Source organism: Pedobacter caeni (assembly GCF_900129215.1).
Classification (GTDB): Bacteria; Bacteroidota; Bacteroidia; order Sphingobacteriales; family Sphingobacteriaceae; genus Pedobacter; species Pedobacter caeni.
On the sequence record NZ_FQUQ01000003.1, the window covers coordinates 590,955 to 610,989 of the forward strand.

Annotated in this window: 17 protein-coding genes; 11 read left to right on the plus strand and 6 right to left on the minus strand. The window is 41.1% G+C overall.

Annotated elements, in window-relative coordinates:
* The first annotated feature begins 86 nt into the window (after positions 1–86).
* From lpxK to BUC20_RS17240, 3 genes are read left to right on the plus strand one after another with little or no spacing between them, the layout of a single operon-like run.
* On the plus strand, positions 87–1,148 hold the full coding sequence (gene lpxK / locus BUC20_RS17230; RefSeq protein ID WP_073232301.1) for a tetraacyldisaccharide 4'-kinase: 1,062 nt from the start codon (positions 87–89) through the stop codon (positions 1,146–1,148).
* Complete coding sequence (locus tag BUC20_RS17235) at positions 1,120–1,935, plus strand: purine-nucleoside phosphorylase (RefSeq protein WP_073232302.1); 816 nt, start codon at positions 1,120–1,122, stop codon at positions 1,933–1,935. The genes lpxK and BUC20_RS17235 overlap by 29 nt, the downstream gene beginning before the upstream one ends.
* Positions 1,935–3,977, plus strand: a complete 2,043-nt coding sequence (locus tag BUC20_RS17240) for a putative porin (protein ID WP_073232303.1) — start codon at positions 1,935–1,937, stop codon at positions 3,975–3,977. The genes BUC20_RS17235 and BUC20_RS17240 overlap by 1 nt, the downstream gene beginning before the upstream one ends.
* Here BUC20_RS17240 and BUC20_RS17245 read toward each other — a convergent pair.
* Positions 3,974–5,236 carry an asparagine synthetase B gene (locus tag BUC20_RS17245; RefSeq protein ID WP_073232304.1) on the minus strand — a complete coding sequence of 421 codons (1,263 nt, stop codon included), beginning with the start codon at positions 5,234–5,236 and terminating at the stop codon, positions 3,974–3,976. The two genes, BUC20_RS17240 and BUC20_RS17245, sit on opposite strands and share 4 nt — an antisense overlap.
* Before the next feature lie 164 nt (positions 5,237–5,400).
* On the opposite strand from BUC20_RS17245, the gene BUC20_RS17250 reads away from it, so the two are divergent.
* The gene (locus BUC20_RS17250; protein WP_073232305.1) at positions 5,401–5,862 is read left to right on the plus strand and encodes a peptidylprolyl isomerase; all 462 of its coding nucleotides are present in this window, start codon (positions 5,401–5,403) and stop codon (positions 5,860–5,862) included.
* Between the two features lie 30 nt (positions 5,863–5,892).
* Entirely contained in the window at positions 5,893–6,432 is a 540-nt protein-coding gene (locus BUC20_RS17255; protein ID WP_073232306.1) for a DUF5606 family protein, read from the plus strand.
* 56 nt (positions 6,433–6,488) lie between these two features.
* Here BUC20_RS17255 and BUC20_RS34300 read toward each other — a convergent pair whose 3' ends face one another.
* Positions 6,489–6,617 carry a hypothetical protein gene (locus tag BUC20_RS34300; RefSeq protein ID WP_262497426.1) on the minus strand — a complete coding sequence of 43 codons (129 nt, stop codon included), beginning with the start codon at positions 6,615–6,617 and terminating at the stop codon, positions 6,489–6,491.
* 60 nt (positions 6,618–6,677) lie between these two features.
* Positions 6,678–7,151, minus strand: coding sequence for a 23S rRNA (pseudouridine(1915)-N(3))-methyltransferase RlmH (gene rlmH, locus BUC20_RS17265; protein WP_073232308.1), 474 nt, complete (start codon positions 7,149–7,151; stop codon positions 6,678–6,680).
* A 59-nt stretch (positions 7,152–7,210) separates the two neighbouring features.
* On the opposite strand from rlmH, the gene BUC20_RS17270 reads away from it, so the two are divergent.
* Positions 7,211–9,025, plus strand: a complete 1,815-nt coding sequence (locus BUC20_RS17270) for a MutS-related protein (protein WP_073232309.1) — start codon at positions 7,211–7,213, stop codon at positions 9,023–9,025.
* A 37-nt stretch (positions 9,026–9,062) separates the two neighbouring features.
* A complete protein-coding gene (locus BUC20_RS17275) occupies positions 9,063–10,400 on the plus strand; it encodes a GH1 family beta-glucosidase (RefSeq protein ID WP_073232310.1) in 1,338 nt (445 codons plus the stop codon).
* Positions 10,401–10,490: 90 nt separating this feature from the next.
* Here BUC20_RS17275 and BUC20_RS17280 read toward each other — a convergent pair whose 3' ends face one another.
* Together BUC20_RS17280 and BUC20_RS17285 are read right to left on the minus strand one after the other, a co-directional pair.
* Positions 10,491–12,767, minus strand: coding sequence for an aconitate hydratase (locus tag BUC20_RS17280; protein WP_073232311.1), 2,277 nt, complete (start codon positions 12,765–12,767; stop codon positions 10,491–10,493).
* 292 nt (positions 12,768–13,059) lie between these two features.
* Positions 13,060–13,677, minus strand: coding sequence for a polysaccharide deacetylase family protein (locus BUC20_RS17285; protein ID WP_073232312.1), 618 nt, complete (start codon positions 13,675–13,677; stop codon positions 13,060–13,062).
* 85 nt (positions 13,678–13,762) lie between these two features.
* Here BUC20_RS17285 and BUC20_RS17290 point away from each other — a divergent pair, with 85 nt between their 5' ends.
* The 4 genes from BUC20_RS17290 to BUC20_RS17305 all read left to right on the plus strand — a co-directional run bounded on the left by BUC20_RS17290 (position 13,763) and on the right by BUC20_RS17305 (position 18,055).
* A complete protein-coding gene (locus BUC20_RS17290; RefSeq protein WP_084528979.1) occupies positions 13,763–15,211 on the plus strand; it encodes a TolC family protein in 1,449 nt (482 codons plus the stop codon).
* A gap of 50 nt (positions 15,212–15,261) precedes the next feature.
* Complete coding sequence (locus BUC20_RS17295) at positions 15,262–16,608, plus strand: efflux RND transporter periplasmic adaptor subunit (protein WP_073232314.1); 1,347 nt, start codon at positions 15,262–15,264, stop codon at positions 16,606–16,608.
* Positions 16,609–16,681: 73 nt separating this feature from the next.
* On the plus strand, positions 16,682–17,680 hold the full coding sequence (locus BUC20_RS17300; protein ID WP_073232315.1) for an NAD(P)H-dependent glycerol-3-phosphate dehydrogenase: 999 nt from the start codon (positions 16,682–16,684) through the stop codon (positions 17,678–17,680).
* A 51-nt stretch (positions 17,681–17,731) separates the two neighbouring features.
* Positions 17,732–18,055 (plus strand): hypothetical protein, encoded by a 324-nt coding sequence (locus BUC20_RS17305; protein ID WP_073232316.1) that lies wholly within the window; start codon positions 17,732–17,734, stop codon positions 18,053–18,055.
* 89 nt (positions 18,056–18,144) lie between these two features.
* Here BUC20_RS17305 and BUC20_RS17310 read toward each other — a convergent pair whose 3' ends face one another.
* Positions 18,145–20,025 (minus strand): DEAD/DEAH box helicase, encoded by a 1,881-nt coding sequence (locus BUC20_RS17310; protein WP_200800969.1) that lies wholly within the window; start codon positions 20,023–20,025, stop codon positions 18,145–18,147.
* Positions 20,026–20,035 lie beyond the last annotated feature (10 nt).

Consider the following 20,035-nt stretch of genomic DNA (forward strand, 5'->3'; position numbering starts at 1 on the left):
TAGCCTTTTATTTTGTTGCCCGGTAGCCCGGAATATGTATTAACTTCATACAATGCGCGCTATAATTCCTATTTTTGAGGCAGAGCATGATTAAATACCTACGGTTACTGTTATTTCCTTTTTCCATCCTTTATGGGATCGTGGTTTTTGTGAGAAATAAGCTATATGATGCCCGGATTTTTCGATCTGTGGCATTTGATATACCTGTTATTTGTGTCGGAAACCTGGTGGTGGGAGGCTCTGGTAAAAGTCCTGTGACAGAGTATCTTGTTCGTCTTTTTCCGGAACTCCGGATTGCGATTCTGAGCAGGGGGTATGGTCGCAAGACTAAAGGTTTTATCCTGGCAGATGAGCGCGCAACAGCCGAAACCATCGGCGATGAACCCATGCAGTTTTACAGAAAGTTTCCACAGGTTACCGTTGCCGTTTGTGAAGACCGTGTGAAAGGGGTAGGGCTTCTGGAAGCAAAGCATGATCTGGTCATTCTGGATGATGCCTATCAGCACCGTGCCATCAATCCTGGCTTCCGGATTCTCTTGTTTGAATTTGAAAAATTACTTCATCCACAGTTTCTCTTACCTGCAGGAAACCTGAGGGAAATTTTTTCTGGATATAAAAGGGCACAAACTATCCTCATCACGAAGAGTCCTGAAACCATTCAGCCGGAACAGGAAGCGAAATGTCTGGGTAAATTTGATCAGCCCTGGAAAGATCAGGCTGCATTTTCCAGTCTGGTATATCAGGACCTCGTTCCTTTGATTAGTGGCGAAAGGCGTTCCTGTTCTTCCATTTCGGAGCAGAGCAGCATTTTTCTGCTGACGGGAATAGCAAACCCAAAACCACTCTTATCTTATTTAAAACAATATACCGGAGCGATCAGGCACCACGACTATCCGGACCATTACCACTTCAAAATACAGGATATTAAAAACCTGATTCAGGCTTTTGAAAGCGATCCTTCGGAAGAAAAAATCATCATCACAACAGAAAAGGATGCGCAACGTTTATTAGATGATACTTTCAAAGAATTACTGTTAAATTTACCCCTGTTTTATTTACCTGTTCAAATAGAGATAAGAGCAAAAGATAAAACTACATTTGATCAAAAGATTTTAGATTATGTTTCAAACCGTACACGAAACCGTTGAATATTTAAAGCGTAAAACAGAAGATTTCAAACCCGAGATTGGTATTGTTTTAGGAACAGGCCTTGGCGGACTGGTTAGCGAAATAGAAGTTGCACATCAGCTGATGTACTCCAATATTCCCAATTTTCCGATTTCTACACTGGAGTTTCATTCCGGTAAACTCATATTTGGCACACTGAACGGAAAACGTGTGGTGGCCATGCAGGGAAGGCTACATTACTACGAAGGATATAGCATGCAGCAGATTACCTTTCCGATCCGTGTGATGAAAGCACTGGGAATTGCCCACCTGTTTGTGTCCAATGCTGCGGGTTCCCTGAATAAAGATTTTAAAAAAGGCGACCTGATGGTGATCAATGATCACATCAACCTTCAGCCGGAAAGTCCGCTACGTGGAAGAAATGACTCGGATATGGGACCGCGTTTTCCGGATATGAGCCAGCCTTACCAACGGTCTTTGGTGAAAAAAGCATTGGAAATTGCTAAGGAAAATGACATTACCTGTCACCAGGGTGTGTACATTGCCGTAACCGGACCAAATCTGGAAACAAAAGCAGAATACAACTATCTGAGAATCATTGGTGGTGATGCCGTAGGTATGAGCACTGTTCCGGAAGTTATTGTGGCCAACCACATGAGCATCCCTGTTTTTGCCATCTCGGTATTAACTGATGAAGGTTTTACAGAAGTGTTGAAACCGGTAAGCCTGGAAGAGATTATTGAAACAGCAAGCATTGCTGAACCAAGAATGACAAAAATACTGAGCCAATTAATCTCTACTTTATAATGTATAAAAACATTGCCTTATTTCTTTTTTGCTTTCTCCTTTTAAGTACCGGGGCTTTGTTTGCTCAGGATTTAAAGACCAAGGTGAACGACAATAAATTACTGGACTCTTTAAGAAAGAAAGAAGAATCAGGATTAGACTCTGTTATTTTTACTTCCCGTTTTATTCGTTATACCACACTGAAACTTACCAAAGACAGCATTCAGACTTTAGCGCTGGATACCAGCTTAAATGGTTTTCAGAATTTTAGTGTCATTGCGCAACCCAGAAGACCTACCGTTGGAATAGGTAACCTTGGACTGGCAGCGATGCCCATGCTCTTTGAGCCCTTAAAGACCATTGGTTTTGAGGCTGGATTTCACTCCCTGGATTTTTATGCCATCGGACATGACGACATCAAGTATTATAAAGCAAGGACCCCTTATACCAACCTTTATTTTGCCTCTGCCGGGGAAACCGAAGCGGTGTTTAAAGTAACCCATTCGCAGAACATCAAACCAAACTGGAACATCGGTGCCAATTTCAACAGGATCGGCGCAAACGGATATTATATCAGGCAACGCGGAGATCACTTAAATGCGGATCTTTTTAATTGGTATGAGAGTCCTAATAAAAGGTACAATTTATTTGTAAATGCTATTTTCAATACCCTGAAGGCCCGGGAAAATGGCGCTGTAGTCAACTATAATATCTATAACAGCAACTCAAAGACCTTAGGTCTGGACCACATGTCGGAGAGTGTCAGACTGGGGGATGCAGGTCATATCTACAGGGCTAATACCTTCATGATCAAACAGACCTATTTTGTGGGACGTATTGACACTTTAGCCCAGGAAATCAGTGATAAGATCCTGCCCACAAATAAAATTGCCTATACTTTTAAATACAACCAAAACTCCTATACCTTTCATAAAGCTTCAGCGGACGATGGAACGGCAATACCGAGAGGAGAAGCCGATGTGGCATTTACTTATGATAGCACGCGCTACTCCAATGTACAGAATGAGTTTATGTATAGTTTTTTTTTGCGTGCAAAGGGTAATTCAATCATTAAGAATGAGTTGAAGCTGGATGCAGGGATCAGACATGATTTTTATAAATATAGTCAGGGGGTATATTATTCAGATAAAAAGAATACTTATTATGACTATAAGTCGACCTTCCAGAACCTTACCTTACTGGGCTCAGCAGGTTACCGTTTCAGTAGCCGGATTGACCTGAATGTTGATGTACAACAGATTTTCCAGGGAAGAAATGCAGGCGATTTTCTGTATGAGGCGAAAAGTAATGTGCTGTTGAGTAAGTCAATTGGCCGGGTTATACTTGGCGGGTATTTCCAGAACAAATCTCCTGAAGAGGTCTATAACCGATATTTTGGAAATCATTATAATTGGAATCAATCTTTTAACAGAACCAAGACGATCAACCTTTCTTTTAAGTATTACCATGATAGGTTGAAGTTTGAAGCTGCAGCGGAATACTATCTGATCAATGATTATCTGTATTTCAGAGCTGCATCCGGTTCATTAACCGTCCCTGATTCATTAGGAAATGCAACTAATGCAAACAATATTGTTCCGGCACAATTGGGTAGCATCAACCTTTTAAAAATTACCCTGGGCAAAAAGCTGAATTTCGGAAAGTTTAACCTCGACAGTTATCTGGTGTATCAGAAAACAGATAATCCTGGTGTTTTAAGGACCCCTGAAGTGTATGCTTTTGCCAGCCTTTATCTGGATCATACTTTCTTTAAATCCCTAAAAACAAATATAGGTTTTGACATCCGGTACAATACTCCTTATAAAAACTACTCTTATTCTGCTCCTGCAGGACAGTTCTATGTAGGGGAAGGAAGAACGTTCGACTCTTATCCTATCCTGGATGTATGGGTAAAAGCAAGCCTCAGGAAAGCCAATTTGTTCGTGAAAACAGATTATGCCAACCAGGGATTACTATCTAAAGGATACTATTCTGTGAACCGTTATCCTATGATGGACCGGGTATTGTTTAAGTTTGGTGTGAGCTGGAGCTTCTACGATTAGGTTTTCTGCGGTTTCTTTTTGGCCGCAGGAAATAACACATTATTCAGGATCAGACGGTAACCGGGAGAGTTGGGATGCAGGTTGAGATCTGTTGGAGGATCACCTACCGCATGCTGGTAATCTTCCGGATCATGGCCACCATAAAAAGTAAACTGTCCTTTTCCGATTTCCCCATTCAGGTAACGCACTTCTTCTGCGCCTTTGTTTTCTCCTAAAACGGTAATGCTTGGTTTTACCAATGCTTTCTTAAAAGCTGTGGTTTGCCCCATAAAACCCTTGATGACTTTCTCATGGTTTTGGGTCAGCATTGTCGGTACCAGGTCCCATTTTGCGGAGAAATCAAACAGGGTGAAGTAATCATTGCTTTGGTTCAATGACCTGGTCTGGGTCACATCAATATCCGAAAATTCGTAGTTATTGGGATTGACATCCAGTCTGAAATCTTTGAAAGCAAAGGTTTTATTGAAATTCAGTTTTGCCTGTGCCTGCGGATCGGCACTGTCCCCATCAAACATACTTTCACAAATGTCGACACCATCGGCACTCAGAGCGATGTCAAAACTATCTGTTCCGGAACACATGGCAAATAAAAATCCGCCACCTGCACAGAATTCTTTAATCCTTTTTGCTACAGAAAGCTTCATCTCAGAAACTTTACTGAAGCCATTTCTCTTTGCCGTGGCTTCCTGATTTTTGACATCCTCACGGTACCAGGTCGCATTTCGGAAAGCACTCCAGAAACGGCCGTATTGCCCGGTGAAATCCTCATGGTGCAGGTGCAGCCAGTCGTAACCGGAAAGTTTATCTTTCAAAACCTCATCATCATAAACCACATCGTAAGGAATTTCGGCATAAGTGAGCACCATCGTTACAGCATCATCCCAAGGGAGTTTACTTTTTGGGGAGTATACGGCTATTTTGGGTGATTTCTCCAGCTTGACCACTTCCATGTTCACTTCCGGATCGCTGATCTCATTTAAAATGGCCGTTACCTTTCCATCAGCCAATACCTGATAAGAAACGCCCCTCGTTTTACATTCTGCCTCTATGCCCTGGTTGTACCCGATTAAAAAACTGCCACCCCGGTAGTTCAGTAACCAGCTGACATCTGCTTTCTGCCTGATGCTCCAGTAGGCAATGCCATATGCTTTTAAGTGGTTCTTTTGATCTTCATCCATGAAAATCAGGATGGAAGAAGCTTTTAAACCAATACTAAAGGTCAATAGAAAAAACAGGAGATAAACTCTTTTAAGGGCCATAATTAATCGGGTATATGCGAATGTAATTTTTTTGAACCTATAATAAAATTATTGTACAGAATAAACGTTTATAGACGATAATCAGTATGTGTGGCTTTTTTACTATTAATTACCATTCAGTAATCATTTCAATTTACTAAATTTGGCATTTACAAAAAATTATCATGAGCAAAGCAATAATAAAAACAGATAAAGGCAATATGACCGTTCAGTTCTATGATCAGGATGCGCCAAATACCGTTGCCAACTTTAAAAAATTAGCTTCCGAAGGATATTATGATGGTGTTACTTTTCACAGGGTAATTCCTAACTTCGTTATTCAGGGTGGATGCCCGAACTCAAAAGATCCTGCTAAAGCACATTTGGCTGGTACTGGTGGTCCGGGATACAAAATTGATTGCGAATTGACTGGTGAAAACCAATTCCACGATCGTGGGGTATTGTCGATGGCACATGCCGGCAGAAATACTGGTGGTTCACAATTCTTTGTATGCCACAGCAGAGACAATACTGCTCACTTAGACAGAAATCACACTTGTTTCGGAAAAGTAATAGAAAATGTTGATATTGTTGACGATATCAAACAAGGAGATAAGATTATAGGGATAGAAGTAATAGAAGACTAGTTTCTTACTTCTCAAAAAAAGACAATTTATATGAATTTAAGAGGAATCGTTGCAGTATCTGGAAGACCAGGTCTATTTAAGCTTGTAGGGCAAAATAAAGGCGGATACGTTTTAGAAAGCCTGGATGCTCAAAAGGTTAAAATTGTAGCTAACATCACTACAACTAAACTTGCGTCATTAGAAGATATTACCGTATATGGCGAAGATGACGATTTGAAGCTATTGGATGTTTTGGCCAATATCGTTGCGGCTAAAGGAAACGTTCCTGATGCAAAAGCTGATGTAAAAGATTTGAAAGCTTTCTTCTTAGAAGTTGCTCCGGGTCATGATCAGGAGAAAGTATATACTTCGGACATGAAGAAAATCGTTTCATGGTACCATTTATTGAAAGACCTTCCACTTTTCAGTGAAGAGGCTCCTAAAGAAGCGGTAGACCAGGATGGGGTTAAAGCAGAGGATAAGGTAGAGAAGAAGCCTAAAGCAACTCCAAAACCAGCTAATGCAAAAGCGCCAAGCAAAACTGCTCAGCCGGCTAAGAAAGCGAATATGACCAGCAAAAAAGGAGTTTAGAATAAACTCTGTTATAAGCATATAAAAGCCGGATCTCTACAGATCCGGCTTTTTATTTAGAGAAAAAACCAGATCAGAACGAAAGCAATTACAGAGATGATGATCGCAATAATATAACTCAGGCGATCCCGTTTCTTGTCGCTTTTAAATCTGTAGTCTCTTTTAAAATCACTTGGCAATTGCATAATAACTCCTTTTTTAATAATGATGATGAATGTGGTGGTTTTCCACAAATTCAATAGATTCTATTCGTGGTGATAAGGCTCCCCCTTTAAAATGCTGAAAGCCCGGTAAAGCTGCTCTACAAAAAACAACCGCACCATTTGATGAGAGAAGGTCATGTCAGATAAAGACATGCTGCCATTGGCCCTTTGGTATACCGATTCATCAAAGCCATAGGGACCTCCGATGATAAATATCAGGTGCTGAACACTGCCGATCATCTGTTTGTTCAGGTAATTGGAGAATAAGATGGAAGTGTATTTTTTTCCCTTCTCATCCAGCAGGATCACGGTATCCAGATTGCTCACCTGCTTTAAGATCAGTTCTGCTTCTTTTGTTTTCTGTTGCGCTTCAGTCAGGTTTTTAGTATTCTTTACATCAGGAATCACCACAAGGTTAAACCCGATATAATGCTTCAGCCTTTTCAGATATTTATCAATCCCCTCAATCAGGTATTTATCTTCCGTTTTTCCAACAACGAGCAATGTAATTTTCATGAAGTGTATCTTATTTTTCTAATCCCTATATTTACCCCTTTAGAGCAGATCCAAAGATAATGGTAAAAACAAAAGATAGTATTTTAAGCGACTACCAAAATAACATTAAAACACAGGAAAACCGTATAACAGACCTTAAAAAGAAATTGAATAAGATCTCTTTTTCCCGTTTAGGGTTGTTTATAGCAGAGATACTGATCATTGCACTGATCATCAATATTGGCTTTAATCCGATACTGACAGGTCTGCTGCTTGTACCTTTATTGTTGTTTATGGTCCTGGTGAAAAAGCAAAGTGCCGTTCAGGAGGAGCTGACTTATGCCGGACAACTCTTATGGGTTTATCAGAATGAAGAAGATCAGGTGCTTTTCGGAAAAAATGGTTACCGTAATGGCGATGTTTATCAGGACGAACAACACCCTTATTCTTCAGATCTCGATATCTTTGGTGCAGGCTCTTTATATGCATTTACAAACCGTTGCAATACGCAGAAAGGAATGGACTTGCTAGCCGCTAATTTTAGTCGGCCGAACGATAAAAAGATCATTTTAGACAGACAGGAAGCGGTTCAGGAACTCCATTCTTATATTGATCAGACTTTTCATTTCCGTGCAGAACTGCAAAATCATAAACCAGAGCAACTGAAGATCATTCAGAATAAGCTGAAATATCAATTGCCGGAGCAGTTGCTGTTTACGAACAAGCGCTTTTTGAAGATATACTTAAAGGTTGTCCCATTTCTGATGCTGGGCTTATTGGCCCTGGGGATCATCTTAGGTGGTGTGAGCTGGCAGATCTTCAGCCTTGTGGCAGTCTTCAATATGGGGCTCACCTTTTTCAATCTTAAAAACATTAATCAGGTGTATTATGGTTTTACGGGTAGCTCCAATCTTTTAAATGCGTTCTCCGGCACTATAAAATGGACGGAAGAAGTGAAATGGAACAGTCCTTATATTAAAAACTTATTCCCTGGTCAGCAGGCAAGTGTTCCGGTAAGCAGTCAGATCAGACAGCTTTCCAAAATTATACAGGCCTTTGATGCACGACTAAACATCATCCTGAGTGCTTTCCTGAACCTGTTTTTGCTGTGGGACCTTAAATGTTCTGTAAACCTTGCCGACTGGCATGGGAAATATGCAAATGAAGTACTGTCAGGACTGGAACGGATCGGCGAATTTGAAGAGCTGATCGCTCTTGCTACTTTGACCTATAACCAACCTGAATGGAATATGCCTTCCATCGCAGATCATTTTCATTTGAAAACATCAGCACTCGGACATCCGCTGATTCCTCAGGGAGCACGTGTACTGAACGATTTTAGTTTAAACCCACAACCGACAGTAGATATTGTAACAGGCTCTAATATGGCCGGAAAAAGCACTTTTCTGCGAACAATAGGGATCAATATGGTACTTGCTTTTAGCGGTGCCCCTGTCTGTGCGGAAGAAATGTCCGTGTCTATCTTCAAGGTCCTTTCTTATATGAGAATCAAAGACTCACTGAACGACCAGACTTCCACCTTTAAAGCGGAGCTTAACCGGTTAAAGATGATCCTGGATGCGATTAAGATCTCGGCTAATTCTCTGGTACTGATTGATGAGATGCTGAGGGGAACCAATAGCCGCGACAAGTATCTTGGCTCAAAAGTCTTTATCGAGAAACTGATTGATCAGCGGACCCCAGCCTTATTTGCTACGCATGACCTGCAGTTGTCGGAAATGATTGGGGATTATCCGGAACAGGTAAGGAACTATCATTTTGATATTCAGATCAATGAAGGGGAAATGAATTTCGATTATAAACTTAAACATGGCCCCTGTACTACGTTTAACGCAGCTTTACTTTTAAAGGAGATTGGCTTAACGTTAAATTAACACCTTATTCCCATCTTGGCTGTTATATACAACAGATATGATTAAAGCATCAGATTTTGGGCATGATTTTTCCTGGGGAGTGGCTACCGCTGCAGCCCAGATAGAGGGGGCAGCAGACCTTTACGGGAAAGGTCCATCCATCTGGGATACGTACGCGAACAGATCCGGAAAGATCAAAAAGGGGCATCATCCCACCATTGCCTGCGATTTTTATCATAAGTATAAAGAAGACATTGCTTTAGTCCGGCTGCTTGGCTTTTCGGTCTTCCGTTTCTCTATTTCATGGCCAAGGATTATGCCTTACGGTGAGGGAATGGTAAATGAAGAAGGTATCCGTTTTTACCATCAGGTGATTGACGAATGTCTGGAGAACGGACTGGTTCCCTATATTACCCTATACCATTGGGATCTTCCTGAAGCATTGGAAGCGGAGGGAGGCTGGACTGCCTTCGGCATCAATTCTGCGTTTAATGCTTTTGTTTCAATTTGCGCCAAAACCTACGGTGATAAAGTAAAAAACTGGATCGTCCTGAATGAACCTTTTGGCTTTACTTCCCTTGGATATATGCTGGGCATTCATGCTCCCGGAAATACGGGTTTAACAAATTTCTTTTCGGCAGTACATCATGCTGCAATTGCACAGGCAGATGGGGGCAGGATCTTAAGGGCAGAAGTGAGCCAGGCTAACATTGGGACCAGCTATTCCTGTTCAGAAATCATTCCTTATACACAAAGTGAATCTGATCTTTTGGCGGCCCAAAGGGTGGATTGTCTGATGAACCGGTTGTTTATAGAGCCGGCTTTAGGCATGGGCTACCCGGGAACAGATTGGGAGGTCATGGAGAAATTTTCTATCCAGCATTCGACCTGGCGTCATACGGAGCGCCTCACCTTTGATTTTGATTTTATCGGCATTCAGAACTATTTTCCGCTTACGATTAAGTACAATGCCTTTATCCCGGTGATCCAGGCTTGGGAAGTGAAAGCCAAAAACAGGAAAGTTCCGCACACTACAATGGGCTGGGAGATCAATGGAAAGAGCTTTTACAATGTGATCAAACAGTTTGCCGCCTATCCAAAGATCAAAAGTTTAATGATTACAGAGAATGGCGCTGCTTATCATGATAAACTTACAGAGGGCAAGGTGCATGACAAGGAAAGGATTGCTTATTTTCAGGAATACCTGGCCGCGCTATTAAAAGCAAAAAATGAAGGATTGAACATTACCGGATATATGGCCTGGACGCTGATGGATAACTTTGAATGGGCTGAAGGATTTAACGCCCGTTTTGGTCTGGTACATAACGATTTTAAGACCCAAAAACGTACGATAAAAGACTCGGGTTACTGGTGGCAGGAGTTTCTCAATTCATAACTGTTTGTGAATTCACAGCTGTTTTTAAAGGCATAAAAAAAGCTGTCCCATCTGGAACAGCTTTTTACATTTCTATATTTTTCGCTTCAACTATGCGTTTTTCGCTGCTGCTTCTCTGCGGATGATGTTTAGTGCACCCCCTGCTTTGAACCATTCGATTTGCTGCGCATTGTAGCTATGGTTAACAGAGATCTCTTCTTTAGTACCATCGATATGGTTTAATACCAGTGTCAATGGAACATCAGGGCTGAAAGTTGTTAAACCAATGATGTCAATTGTATCGTCTTCCTGGATTTTCTCGTAGTCATCTTTGTCTACGAATGTTAATCCAAGCATTCCTTGTTTTTTCAGGTTGGTTTCGTGGATACGGGCGAAAGATTTCACCAATACCGCGCGTACACCTAAGTGACGGGGCTCCATCGCAGCATGCTCGCGACTTGATCCTTCACCATAGTTTTCATCACCAACAACAATAGAACCGATTCCCTGAGCTTTATAAGCACGTTGAGTTGCTGGAACAGGTCCATATTCGCCTGTCAGTTCATTCTTAACGTTGTCTGTTTTCTCATTGAAATAGTTTACTGCACCAATCAACATATTGTTAGAGATGTTGTCCAGGTGACCACGGAATTTCAACCATGGACCAGCCATAGAGATGTGATCCGTTGTACATTTTCCTTTTGCTTTGATCAATAATTTTAAGCCTTTAAGGTCTGTACCTTCCCAAGGTTTAAACGGATCAAGCAATTGCAGACGGTGTGAAGTAGGAGATACCAATACCTGTACACCAGTACCATCAGCAGCTGGTTCCTGATATCCTGCATCATCCACATCAAAACCTCTTGGAGGCAATTCGAATCCTGTTGGTTCGTCCAGTTTTACCTGTTCGCCATTCGCATTTGTTAAGGTATCTGTAAGCGGGTTAAAGCTAAGGTCACCAGCGATAGCCAATGCAGTTACCAGTTCAGGAGAACCTACAAAAGCAAAAGTGTTCGGGTTTCCATCAGCACGCTTCGCGAAGTTTCTGTTGAAAGAGTGAACGATGGTGTTTTTCTCTTGTTTTTCAGCACCAACCCTGTCCCACATACCGATACATGGTCCGCAGGCATTTGTGAATACTTTAGCACCGATCTTCTCGAATACATCTAAGAAACCATCACGTTGAATTGTGAAACGGATCTGCTCAGATCCCGGGTTGATACAATATTCAGATTTAGCCGTTAAGCCTTTATCAGAAACCTGTTTTGCGATACTTACCGCACGGGAGATGTCTTCGTAAGAAGAGTTGGTACATGAACCGATCAATCCAACATCAATTTTCATTGGCCATCCGTTTGCTGCGGCAACTTCTTTCATTTTAGAGATTGGCGTAGCCAAATCCGGAGTGAAAGGGCCGTTCAGATAAGGCTCAAGATCTGAAAGATCAATTTCTATGATCTGATCAAAATATTTTTCCGGTTCTGCATATACTTCTGCATCACCTGTTAAGTGTTCTTTAATTGCGTTTGCAGCATCAGCTACATCAGCTCTGTTGGTTGCACGTAGATAACGTTCCATGCTCTCATCATAACCGAAGGTTGAAGTAGTTGCGCCAATTTCAGCACCCATATTACAAATGGTTCCTTTACCGGTACAGCTCATGCTGCTGGCACCTTCACCAAAATATTCTACGATTGCACCAGTACCGCCTTTTACGGTCAGGATGCCAGCAACTTTAAGGATCACATCTTTAGCAGAAGTCCATCCGTTTAGTTTTCCGGTTAATTTGATACCGATCAGTTTAGGAAATTTAAGCTCCCATGGTAAACCTGCCATTACATCACAGGCATCAGCACCACCTACTCCGATGGCAACCATACCCAAACCACCTGCGTTTACAGTGTGGGAGTCAGTACCGATCATCATACCACCCGGGAAAGCATAGTTCTCCAATACTACCTGGTGAATGATACCTGCACCTGGTTTCCAGAATCCAATACCATATTTGTTTGAAACTGAGGCAAGGAAGTCAAAAACTTCTTTACTCTCTGTATTTGCTGCCGGTAAATCAATCTCAGCACCATATTTTGCAGTGATCAGGTGATCACAATGAACCGTTGAAGGAACAGCTACCTGAGGTCTTCCAGCCTGCATGAATTGCAATAAAGCCATTTGTGCAGTTGCATCTTGCATGGCCACACGGTCAGGAGCAAAATCTACGTAATCAGTACCTCTTACATAAGAAGTGCTTGTATTTCCATCCCAAAGGTGGGTGTAAAGAATTTTTTCTGAAAGTGTTAAAGGTCTGCCTACTAATTTACGGGCCGCCTCTACACGGGGGCCAAAGTTTGCATACACCTTTTTGATCATTTCTATATCAAAAGCCATTGATAATATGTGTTAAAAGGGTAAGTTATTCTTAATTATTTGTAGCGAATTTACGAAAAAAAACAGGCGGAGGACATCATCTGTAGATCATTATATTATTTATAAATATTCTAAATAATATAAGCAGAGGATCTGCAAACTGAATAAAAAGAATAACACTGGTCGTTTGCGAACATTGCTGTTCGTTTATGAACAGTTGCAAAAGATTGATCAGTTGTAAATCATTGATAAATAGCTGGTTATTTAGGTTTTTTATTCTTGGCCTGAGCTTCGCTTAATTCTGCACTGAACATTAAAGGGTTTCGAATCGGAAACCTTGTTCGCTGAAATATTGTAAAGCCCTCGGTAAAGTATATTTTAGCCTGTCGAAAGCTTTCAGGCTGTCGTGAAACACGATGATCGAACCGTTTTCGGCATGTTTAACCACCTGGTCATAGCACTTTTGTGGGGAGAGTTTGAGGTCAAAATCACCGCTAAGCACATCCCACATAATGATCCGGAGGTCGGGGAATTCCCTGCGCAGCTTGGAAATCTGCGATTTTTTTATTCTGCCGTAAGGCGGACGAAACAAATTGGTATTGGTCAGTTCCTGGCATTGCCGGAAATTTTGAAGGTAGACCTGATCTTCCGTTTTCCAGCCTTTTAAGTGATTAAAAGTATGGTTTCCGATCCGGTGTCCGTCAGACTTAAGCCTGCCGAATATATCGGGATGCTTTTGTATATTATCACCAATGCAAAAAAAGGTGGCTTTCGCATTAAAGCTTTTTAAAGTTTTTAGTACAAAGTCTGTAACATCCGGTATGGGTCCGTCGTCAAAGGTTAAATAAATGACTCTTTGAGCTCGGGTTTTGTTCCAGATGAGAGATGGGTAATACCATTTCAGTAAAAGCGGAGATTTAACCAGGTACATGTCCAAAAGTAATAAAATACTTTGTTGTACCTGAAAATTTACAAAATCAGTTAGTTGTTTATATTATTATTGTGAAATTAAAATTATGAGAAAGTTTACCAGTTTTAATGCGTTACCCAAGCTCAGCTTAGTTTTGTCATTAGCATTGATTACAGGTTTTGTGCAGAACTCCGCGGCACAGGAAATCATTACTATTCAGGATGCTATTGATAAAACTCTAAATAATAACCTTCAGGTGAAACAATCGAAATTAAGCGAGAGTTTGTCTGAAGAAAATTTAAGACAGTCCAAATATGCCTTGCTGCCAACGTTAAGTGGTAACGGCCGTTACAACATCAATTTTGGACGTAGTGTCGATCCATCTACCAACTCATTTAACAGTTCACAGTTCTCCTCATTTAACGGTGGAATATCTGGTGATGTAGGTCTTTTTCAGGGTTTTCAAAAACTCAACCAGATCAAGCAGAACAAGCTGTTGTTAGATGCTGATAAAACCAATACAGATAAAGTAAAAAACGACCTGATTTTACAGGTGGTGACTTCTTATCTTCAGATTTTATATAACAGAGATCTTTTGGCAGCTTCTAAACAGCAACAATCTGTAGCCAAGCAAACACTGGCCCGTGAGCAACAATTGCTGGATGTAGGGAACAAAACACTTGCCGATCTTTCGCAGGCAAAATCCCAATTGGCTACTGCTGATCTGAACGTAACAAATGCGCAGAATACGTTAACCATTTCTTACCTTACCCTTGCTCAATTGATGGATATTCCATCTTCTACAGAGTATGAAGTACAGGCTCCGCTATTGTCTAGTTTTAACAAGCCTTCGGTAAATGAGAATGCAGCAGATGTTTACAATGCAGCTACTGAGCTTTTTCCGGATATTAAATTAGCCGCTTTGCGTACCGAAGCTGCAAAAAAAGGAATTGATGTTGCCAGAGGTGCTTATTATCCAACGCTGTCTCTTGGGGCTGGTTTAAGCTCTAATTACTCCAGCGGAAGAAAATTCCAGACTGGTACCCAGAAGATACTTAGAGAAATAGGAAGAGTTGAAGGCTCAAATGCTGCTGTATTGGCACCTTTCGACCTCCCGCTTACAGAAAGCTACCGGTTTAAAGACCAGATCAATGATAACTTTGGTCAGTCTGTGGGTTTATCACTTCAGATTCCTATTTTTAATGGTTTTACGGCCAGATCTGGTGTGAGAAAAGCAAAGATCAATTATTTACGCAGTCTTACCGACGAGCAATTGGCTAAAAACAATTTGAATAAAGTAATCTATCAGGCGGTTGCCGATTTAAAGGCTGCTGAAAGTCGTTATCAATCGACAACTAATACTTTCCAGGCTCAAAAAGACGCATTCAATGTAATCGAACAGCGTTATGCCGTAGGATTGGTCAACTCTTTAGATTTCAGTACCTCTCAATCCAATATGAATAAAGCCGAAGTCGATATGATTCAGGCTAAATATGATTTACTCTTCAGGGCAAAAGTTATTGACTATTACCTGGGCAAGCAAATCATCTTCTAAAGCATTATAAGGCTAGATTTGATATAAAATAAATAAACAACAACAAACAAATGAAACTAAAACCCATATTAATAACATTAGGCGTAGTCATTGCTTTACTGGTTGTAGCAAAGCTTACGGGCCTTATTGGTGGTGAACAAATTGAAAAAGTGACCATTGATAAAGCTGCAGACAAAAAAGTAATAGAAACGGTTACTGCCAGTGGGAAAGTACAACCGGAAACAGAAGTAAAATTAAGCTCTGAGGTTTCCGGAGAGGTGACAGAACTTTTGGTGAAAGAAGGTGATGTGGTTAAAAAAGGCCAGTTGCTCATTAAAGTTCGTCCTGATGTATTAAAGTCGGGTTATGACAGGGCGGTAGCTTCTTATAGCTCTCAGAAAGCAGGAGTGGCTTCTTCCTTACAAATGATGAAACAAAGCGAGGGTAACTTCGTGAATGCAGAGGCAACGTACAAACGTAATGTAGAATTGTTCGGTAAAAAAGTGATCTCAGCATCAGAATTTGATGCGGCAAAAGCTGCTTTCCTGACTGCAAAAACCAATGTTGCTAAATCTAAAGAAGATTATGTAGCTGCTAAGTTCCAGCTGGAGCAATTTGGTGCCAATGTGCAGGAGGCAAATGCCAACCTTGCTAAGGCAACGATTTATGCACCGGTAGATGGCGTAATCTCTAAATTATCTGTAGAGCTTGGTGACCGTATCCTGGGTACAGCACAGATGGCAGGAACAGAGATCATGAGGATTTCCAACCTGACTACCATGGAAGTAAACGTAGATGTAAACGAGAACGACATCAACAGGGTAAATGTTGGTGATAGCGCGAGGATCGAAGTGGATGCTTTTGCAGACAAAAAATTCAAAGGTGTGGTTACTGAAATTGCAAGCTCTTCAAAAGACATCGGTTCAGTAACGACCTCTGTAGATCAGGTAACGAACTTCGTAGTGAAAGTGAGAATTATTGCAGATTCTTATCAAGGGGTTAAAGGTGGTGCAAAAGACCTTCCTTCTCCGTTCAGACCAGGCTTGTCTGCCACTGTAGATATCGAAAGTGAATCTGTACAAGGATTAGCCATTCCAATTCAGTCGGTATTTACCAGCGACAAAAATAAAGATGCTAAAACTGCGGGGAACGATGAGAATGCTGATAAACAGAAAACAAAATTAGCTGATAAAACAGTGAAACAATATGTCTATGTGTTCAATGCAGGTACGGTTAAACAGGTAGAAGTAACAACAGGAATTCAAAACGATCAGTTCATCATCATTAAAACCGGACTTAAAGCCGGACAAGAAGTGGTGTCTGGTCCATACTCGGCGATTCAGAACAAACTGAAAGACGGAATGAAAGTAGAGAAAACAACTAAGGATCAATTGTTTGTCAATCCTGGTAAAAAGTAAACTTTATCAATCATTTTTAAATGAGTAAATTGCCCCGGTTAAAACAATAACCGGGGTTTTTTATTTATACTGTATGATACCTAAAGTTGCAATGATTGGTGGGGGTAGTTGGGCTACTGCTATTGTAAAAATGCTTTCAGATAATACGACTGCAAAAGAGATCTTTTGGTGGATGCGTAATGCAGAAGCGATCACTCATCTGCAAAAATATAAGCACAATCCGAATTACCTGAGCTCTGTGGAGATCAGGATTCCTGAATCACATATTTCCAGCGATATCGTAGCCATTGTTGAGCAGGCTCAATACGTGATTTTAAATGTCCCTGCGGCCTTCTTAAAGGAAACCTTAAAGGATGTTACCCCGGCGATGTTAAAGGGCAAGAAAATCATCTCTGCGATTAAAGGGATTGTTCCTGATGAAAACCAGATCATAGGCGAGTTTCTGAACCAGAAGTATGAAGTTCCTCTGGAAGATATTGTTGTGATCAGCGGGCCTTGTCATGCGGAAGAAGTGGCTTTGGAAAAATTGTCTTACCTCACTATTGCCTCACTGAATTTAGAACTAGCCGGTACTTTTGCAAATTTACTGAGCACAAGGTATATCAAGACCAATGTTTCTGACGATATTTTCGGAACAGAGTATGCTGCGGTATTGAAAAATATATATGCTGTGGCCAGTGGCATTTGTCATGGGGTAGGGTATGGTGATAATTTTCAGGCGGTATTGATCTCCAATGCGATCCGTGAAATCAAACGTTTTGTGGATGCGGTACATCCGATTTCCAGAGACATCAAAGAATCTGCTTATTTAGGAGATCTGTTGGTTACTGCCTATTCGCAGTTCAGCAGGAACCGCACCTTCGGAAATATGGTAGGCAAAGGATATACGGTGAAATCTGCACAATTAGAAATGAATATGGTAGCAGAAGGTTACTACGCCGTAAAATGCATGCACCACATCAATAAAAAATATAAAGTGGATATGCCAATCAGCAGGGCTGTATATGCGATTTTATATGAAAAACATTCTCCGCATATTGAGATGCGTTTGCTGACGGAGCAGTTGAATTAATTGGTCAAACAAATTTTACTGGTAGTTGTTATTGAATAAAAACATACGACCATGAAAAGAAAATATCTATTTGGGGGTTTAGCCCTTGCATTCCTTAGTACATTAGCCTTAACCTCTAACGCTCAGGAGAAAAAGAAAGAAAGTGTTGGCCAGGTAATTAGCAAGACTGCGACTAAGGTAGGCAACAAAACTGCGGAAGTAGCAGTGAAGGGAACCGCTAAAGTGGCAGATCAGACTTATAAAGGCAAAATGGCTCCTGATGGTTCCGATGTGTACATCAACGGTAAAAACAAAAAATATTATATCAATAAAAAAGGAGCGAAGATTTATTTGAAAGAATCTCAGATCAAAACCCGTCCTGCAAAGAAAGATTAATAGCCTGTCGGGATCAGAGATTCCATGACGCTAAACTAAAAAGGTCGGCTTCCATAACGGAGCCGACCTTTTTTATAGTTGGGTAATGATTAAGATCTACGTCTTCTATCTCCACTTCCGGCACCGCCTTCACGTCTTCCGCCAGCATTTCCACCACGATCTTCACGGCTTCTTCCAGAGAAATCTCTGAAACCACCACCGCCGCTTCCGCCTTCGCGTCTGCCGCCACCACCGCTGCTTCTTCTGTCACCGCCACCGCTTCTTCCGCCGCCATAGCTTCCGCCTTCGCGTCTGCCACCACCGCCACCGAATCCACCACGACTACGACCACCGCCGTCACCATCAGCAGTTTTCTCAATTCTAACCCCACGGTTGTTGAATTCAACACCTTTGAAATTATTGAATAAAGAATCTACAGTTGCATCTTCTACTTCAAAGAATGAATACACACCTTTTAAGTCGATTTTGCCAATGCTTTTTCCACTGATTTTACCGTTGTTACATACAAAAGATAATAAGTCACCTCTTGTAAAGTCATCTACCGAACCTAAGTTGATAAACAAACGGGTGTAACCATCACTACCTCTAGGGCCTCTTTCACCGCGCTCACCACGTTCTCCTCTTTCACCGCGATCATCAGCCGAAGAATTAAGATCAGGAGCGTTTTTGTAATACTCTAAAAAGCGGTTAAACTCTAAAGATGCAAAACGTTTGATCACTTCTTCTTTGCTCAATTCAGCAAACTCATCCATAATACGAGGGATGTATTGCTCAATTTGTGCTTCGTTAACTTCTACATTGTGAACCTTGTGAACCAAAGCAAACAATTGTTTCTCACAAACGTCAAAACCTGTAGGTAAAGAAGCTTTGGTAAATTGTTTACCAATGATTCTTTCAATCTGACGGATTTTGCCAAGTTCTTTAGAGTTAACGATACAGATAGAAATACCTGTTTTACCCGCACGGCCGGTACGACCACTACGGTGGGTATAACTTTCAATTTCGTCAGGTAGTGAATAATTCACAACGTGAGTTACGTTGTTTACGTCAATACCACGTGCTGCAACATCAGTAGCAATTAACAACTGCATGTTACGGTCACGGAAACGCTGCATTACTTTATCACGTTGTTGTTGAGATAAATCTCCGTGCAAAGCATCCGCATTATAACCATCTTTGATCAAGTGCTCAGCAACATCCTGTGTATCCATTTTGGTTTTACAGAATACTACGGCAAAGATTTCAGGGTTAAAATCTACGATACGTTTTAAAGCAGCGTATTTATCTCTGGCACGTACGATATAGTACTCATGCTCAATATTTACGTTACCTGTGTTTTTGGTACCCATGGTTAACTCTACCGGAGAGTCCATGTAATTTTTAGCTATCCTTCTAACCTCAGGAGGCATAGTAGCGGAGAATAACCATGTTTTTTTGTCGTCAGGAGTAGTCGACAAGATGTCGTTAATGTCTTCCTGGAAACCCATGTTCAACATCTCATCAGCCTCGTCCAAGACTACAAATTTCACACTTGAGAAATCTATAGCTTTTCTGCCAATAATGTCCAACATACGGCCCGGTGTAGCCACAACAATTTGTACACCGTTTCTAATTTCACGCAATTGTTGCATAATGTTTGCGCCACCGTAAACGGCAACGACATTAGCACCAGAGATGTTTTTTGAGAAATTCTTGATGTCGCTCGTAATCTGTAAGCAAAGCTCTCTTGTAGGGCACAAAATTAATGCCTGAGGCTTGTTGCTTTTAAAGTCGATTAATTCTAACAGAGGTAAACCGAATGCGGCTGTCTTTCCTGTTCCTGTTTGGGCCAAACCAACAAAATCGTTATTGCCCTCTAACAGCACAGGAATACTTTGCTCCTGAATAGGTGTTGGATTTTCGAAACCTAAATCCTTTACGGCATTAACAACGTCATCACTTATCCCCAATTTACTAAATGGGTTTATCATGTATTTATAT

Coding starts and splice junctions, on each gene's coding strand:
- BUC20_RS17240 (WP_073232303.1), top strand. CDS start 1,935: ATGTATAAAAACATTGCCTTATTTCTTTTTTGCTTTCTCCTTTTAAGT.
- BUC20_RS17250 (WP_073232305.1), top strand. CDS start 5,401: ATGAGCAAAGCAATAATAAAAACAGATAAAGGCAATATGACCGTTCAG.
- BUC20_RS17290 (WP_084528979.1), top strand. CDS start 13,763: ATGAGAAAGTTTACCAGTTTTAATGCGTTACCCAAGCTCAGCTTAGTT.
- lpxK (WP_073232301.1), top strand. CDS start 87: ATGATTAAATACCTACGGTTACTGTTATTTCCTTTTTCCATCCTTTAT.
- BUC20_RS17295 (WP_073232314.1), top strand. CDS start 15,262: ATGAAACTAAAACCCATATTAATAACATTAGGCGTAGTCATTGCTTTA.
- BUC20_RS17285 (WP_073232312.1), bottom strand. CDS start 13,677: ATGTACCTGGTTAAATCTCCGCTTTTACTGAAATGGTATTACCCATCT.
- BUC20_RS17310 (WP_200800969.1), bottom strand. CDS start 20,025: ATGATAAACCCATTTAGTAAATTGGGGATAAGTGATGACGTTGTTAAT.
- BUC20_RS17275 (WP_073232310.1), top strand. CDS start 9,063: ATGATTAAAGCATCAGATTTTGGGCATGATTTTTCCTGGGGAGTGGCT.
- rlmH (WP_073232308.1), bottom strand. CDS start 7,151: ATGAAAATTACATTGCTCGTTGTTGGAAAAACGGAAGATAAATACCTG.
- BUC20_RS17300 (WP_073232315.1), top strand. CDS start 16,682: ATGATACCTAAAGTTGCAATGATTGGTGGGGGTAGTTGGGCTACTGCT.
- BUC20_RS17305 (WP_073232316.1), top strand. CDS start 17,732: ATGAAAAGAAAATATCTATTTGGGGGTTTAGCCCTTGCATTCCTTAGT.
- BUC20_RS34300 (WP_262497426.1), bottom strand. CDS start 6,617: ATGCAATTGCCAAGTGATTTTAAAAGAGACTACAGATTTAAAAGCGAC.
- BUC20_RS17255 (WP_073232306.1), top strand. CDS start 5,893: ATGAATTTAAGAGGAATCGTTGCAGTATCTGGAAGACCAGGTCTATTT.
- BUC20_RS17245 (WP_073232304.1), bottom strand. CDS start 5,236: ATGGCCCTTAAAAGAGTTTATCTCCTGTTTTTTCTATTGACCTTTAGT.
- BUC20_RS17235 (WP_073232302.1), top strand. CDS start 1,120: ATGTTTCAAACCGTACACGAAACCGTTGAATATTTAAAGCGTAAAACA.
- BUC20_RS17280 (WP_073232311.1), bottom strand. CDS start 12,767: ATGGCTTTTGATATAGAAATGATCAAAAAGGTGTATGCAAACTTTGGC.
- BUC20_RS17270 (WP_073232309.1), top strand. CDS start 7,211: ATGGTAAAAACAAAAGATAGTATTTTAAGCGACTACCAAAATAACATT.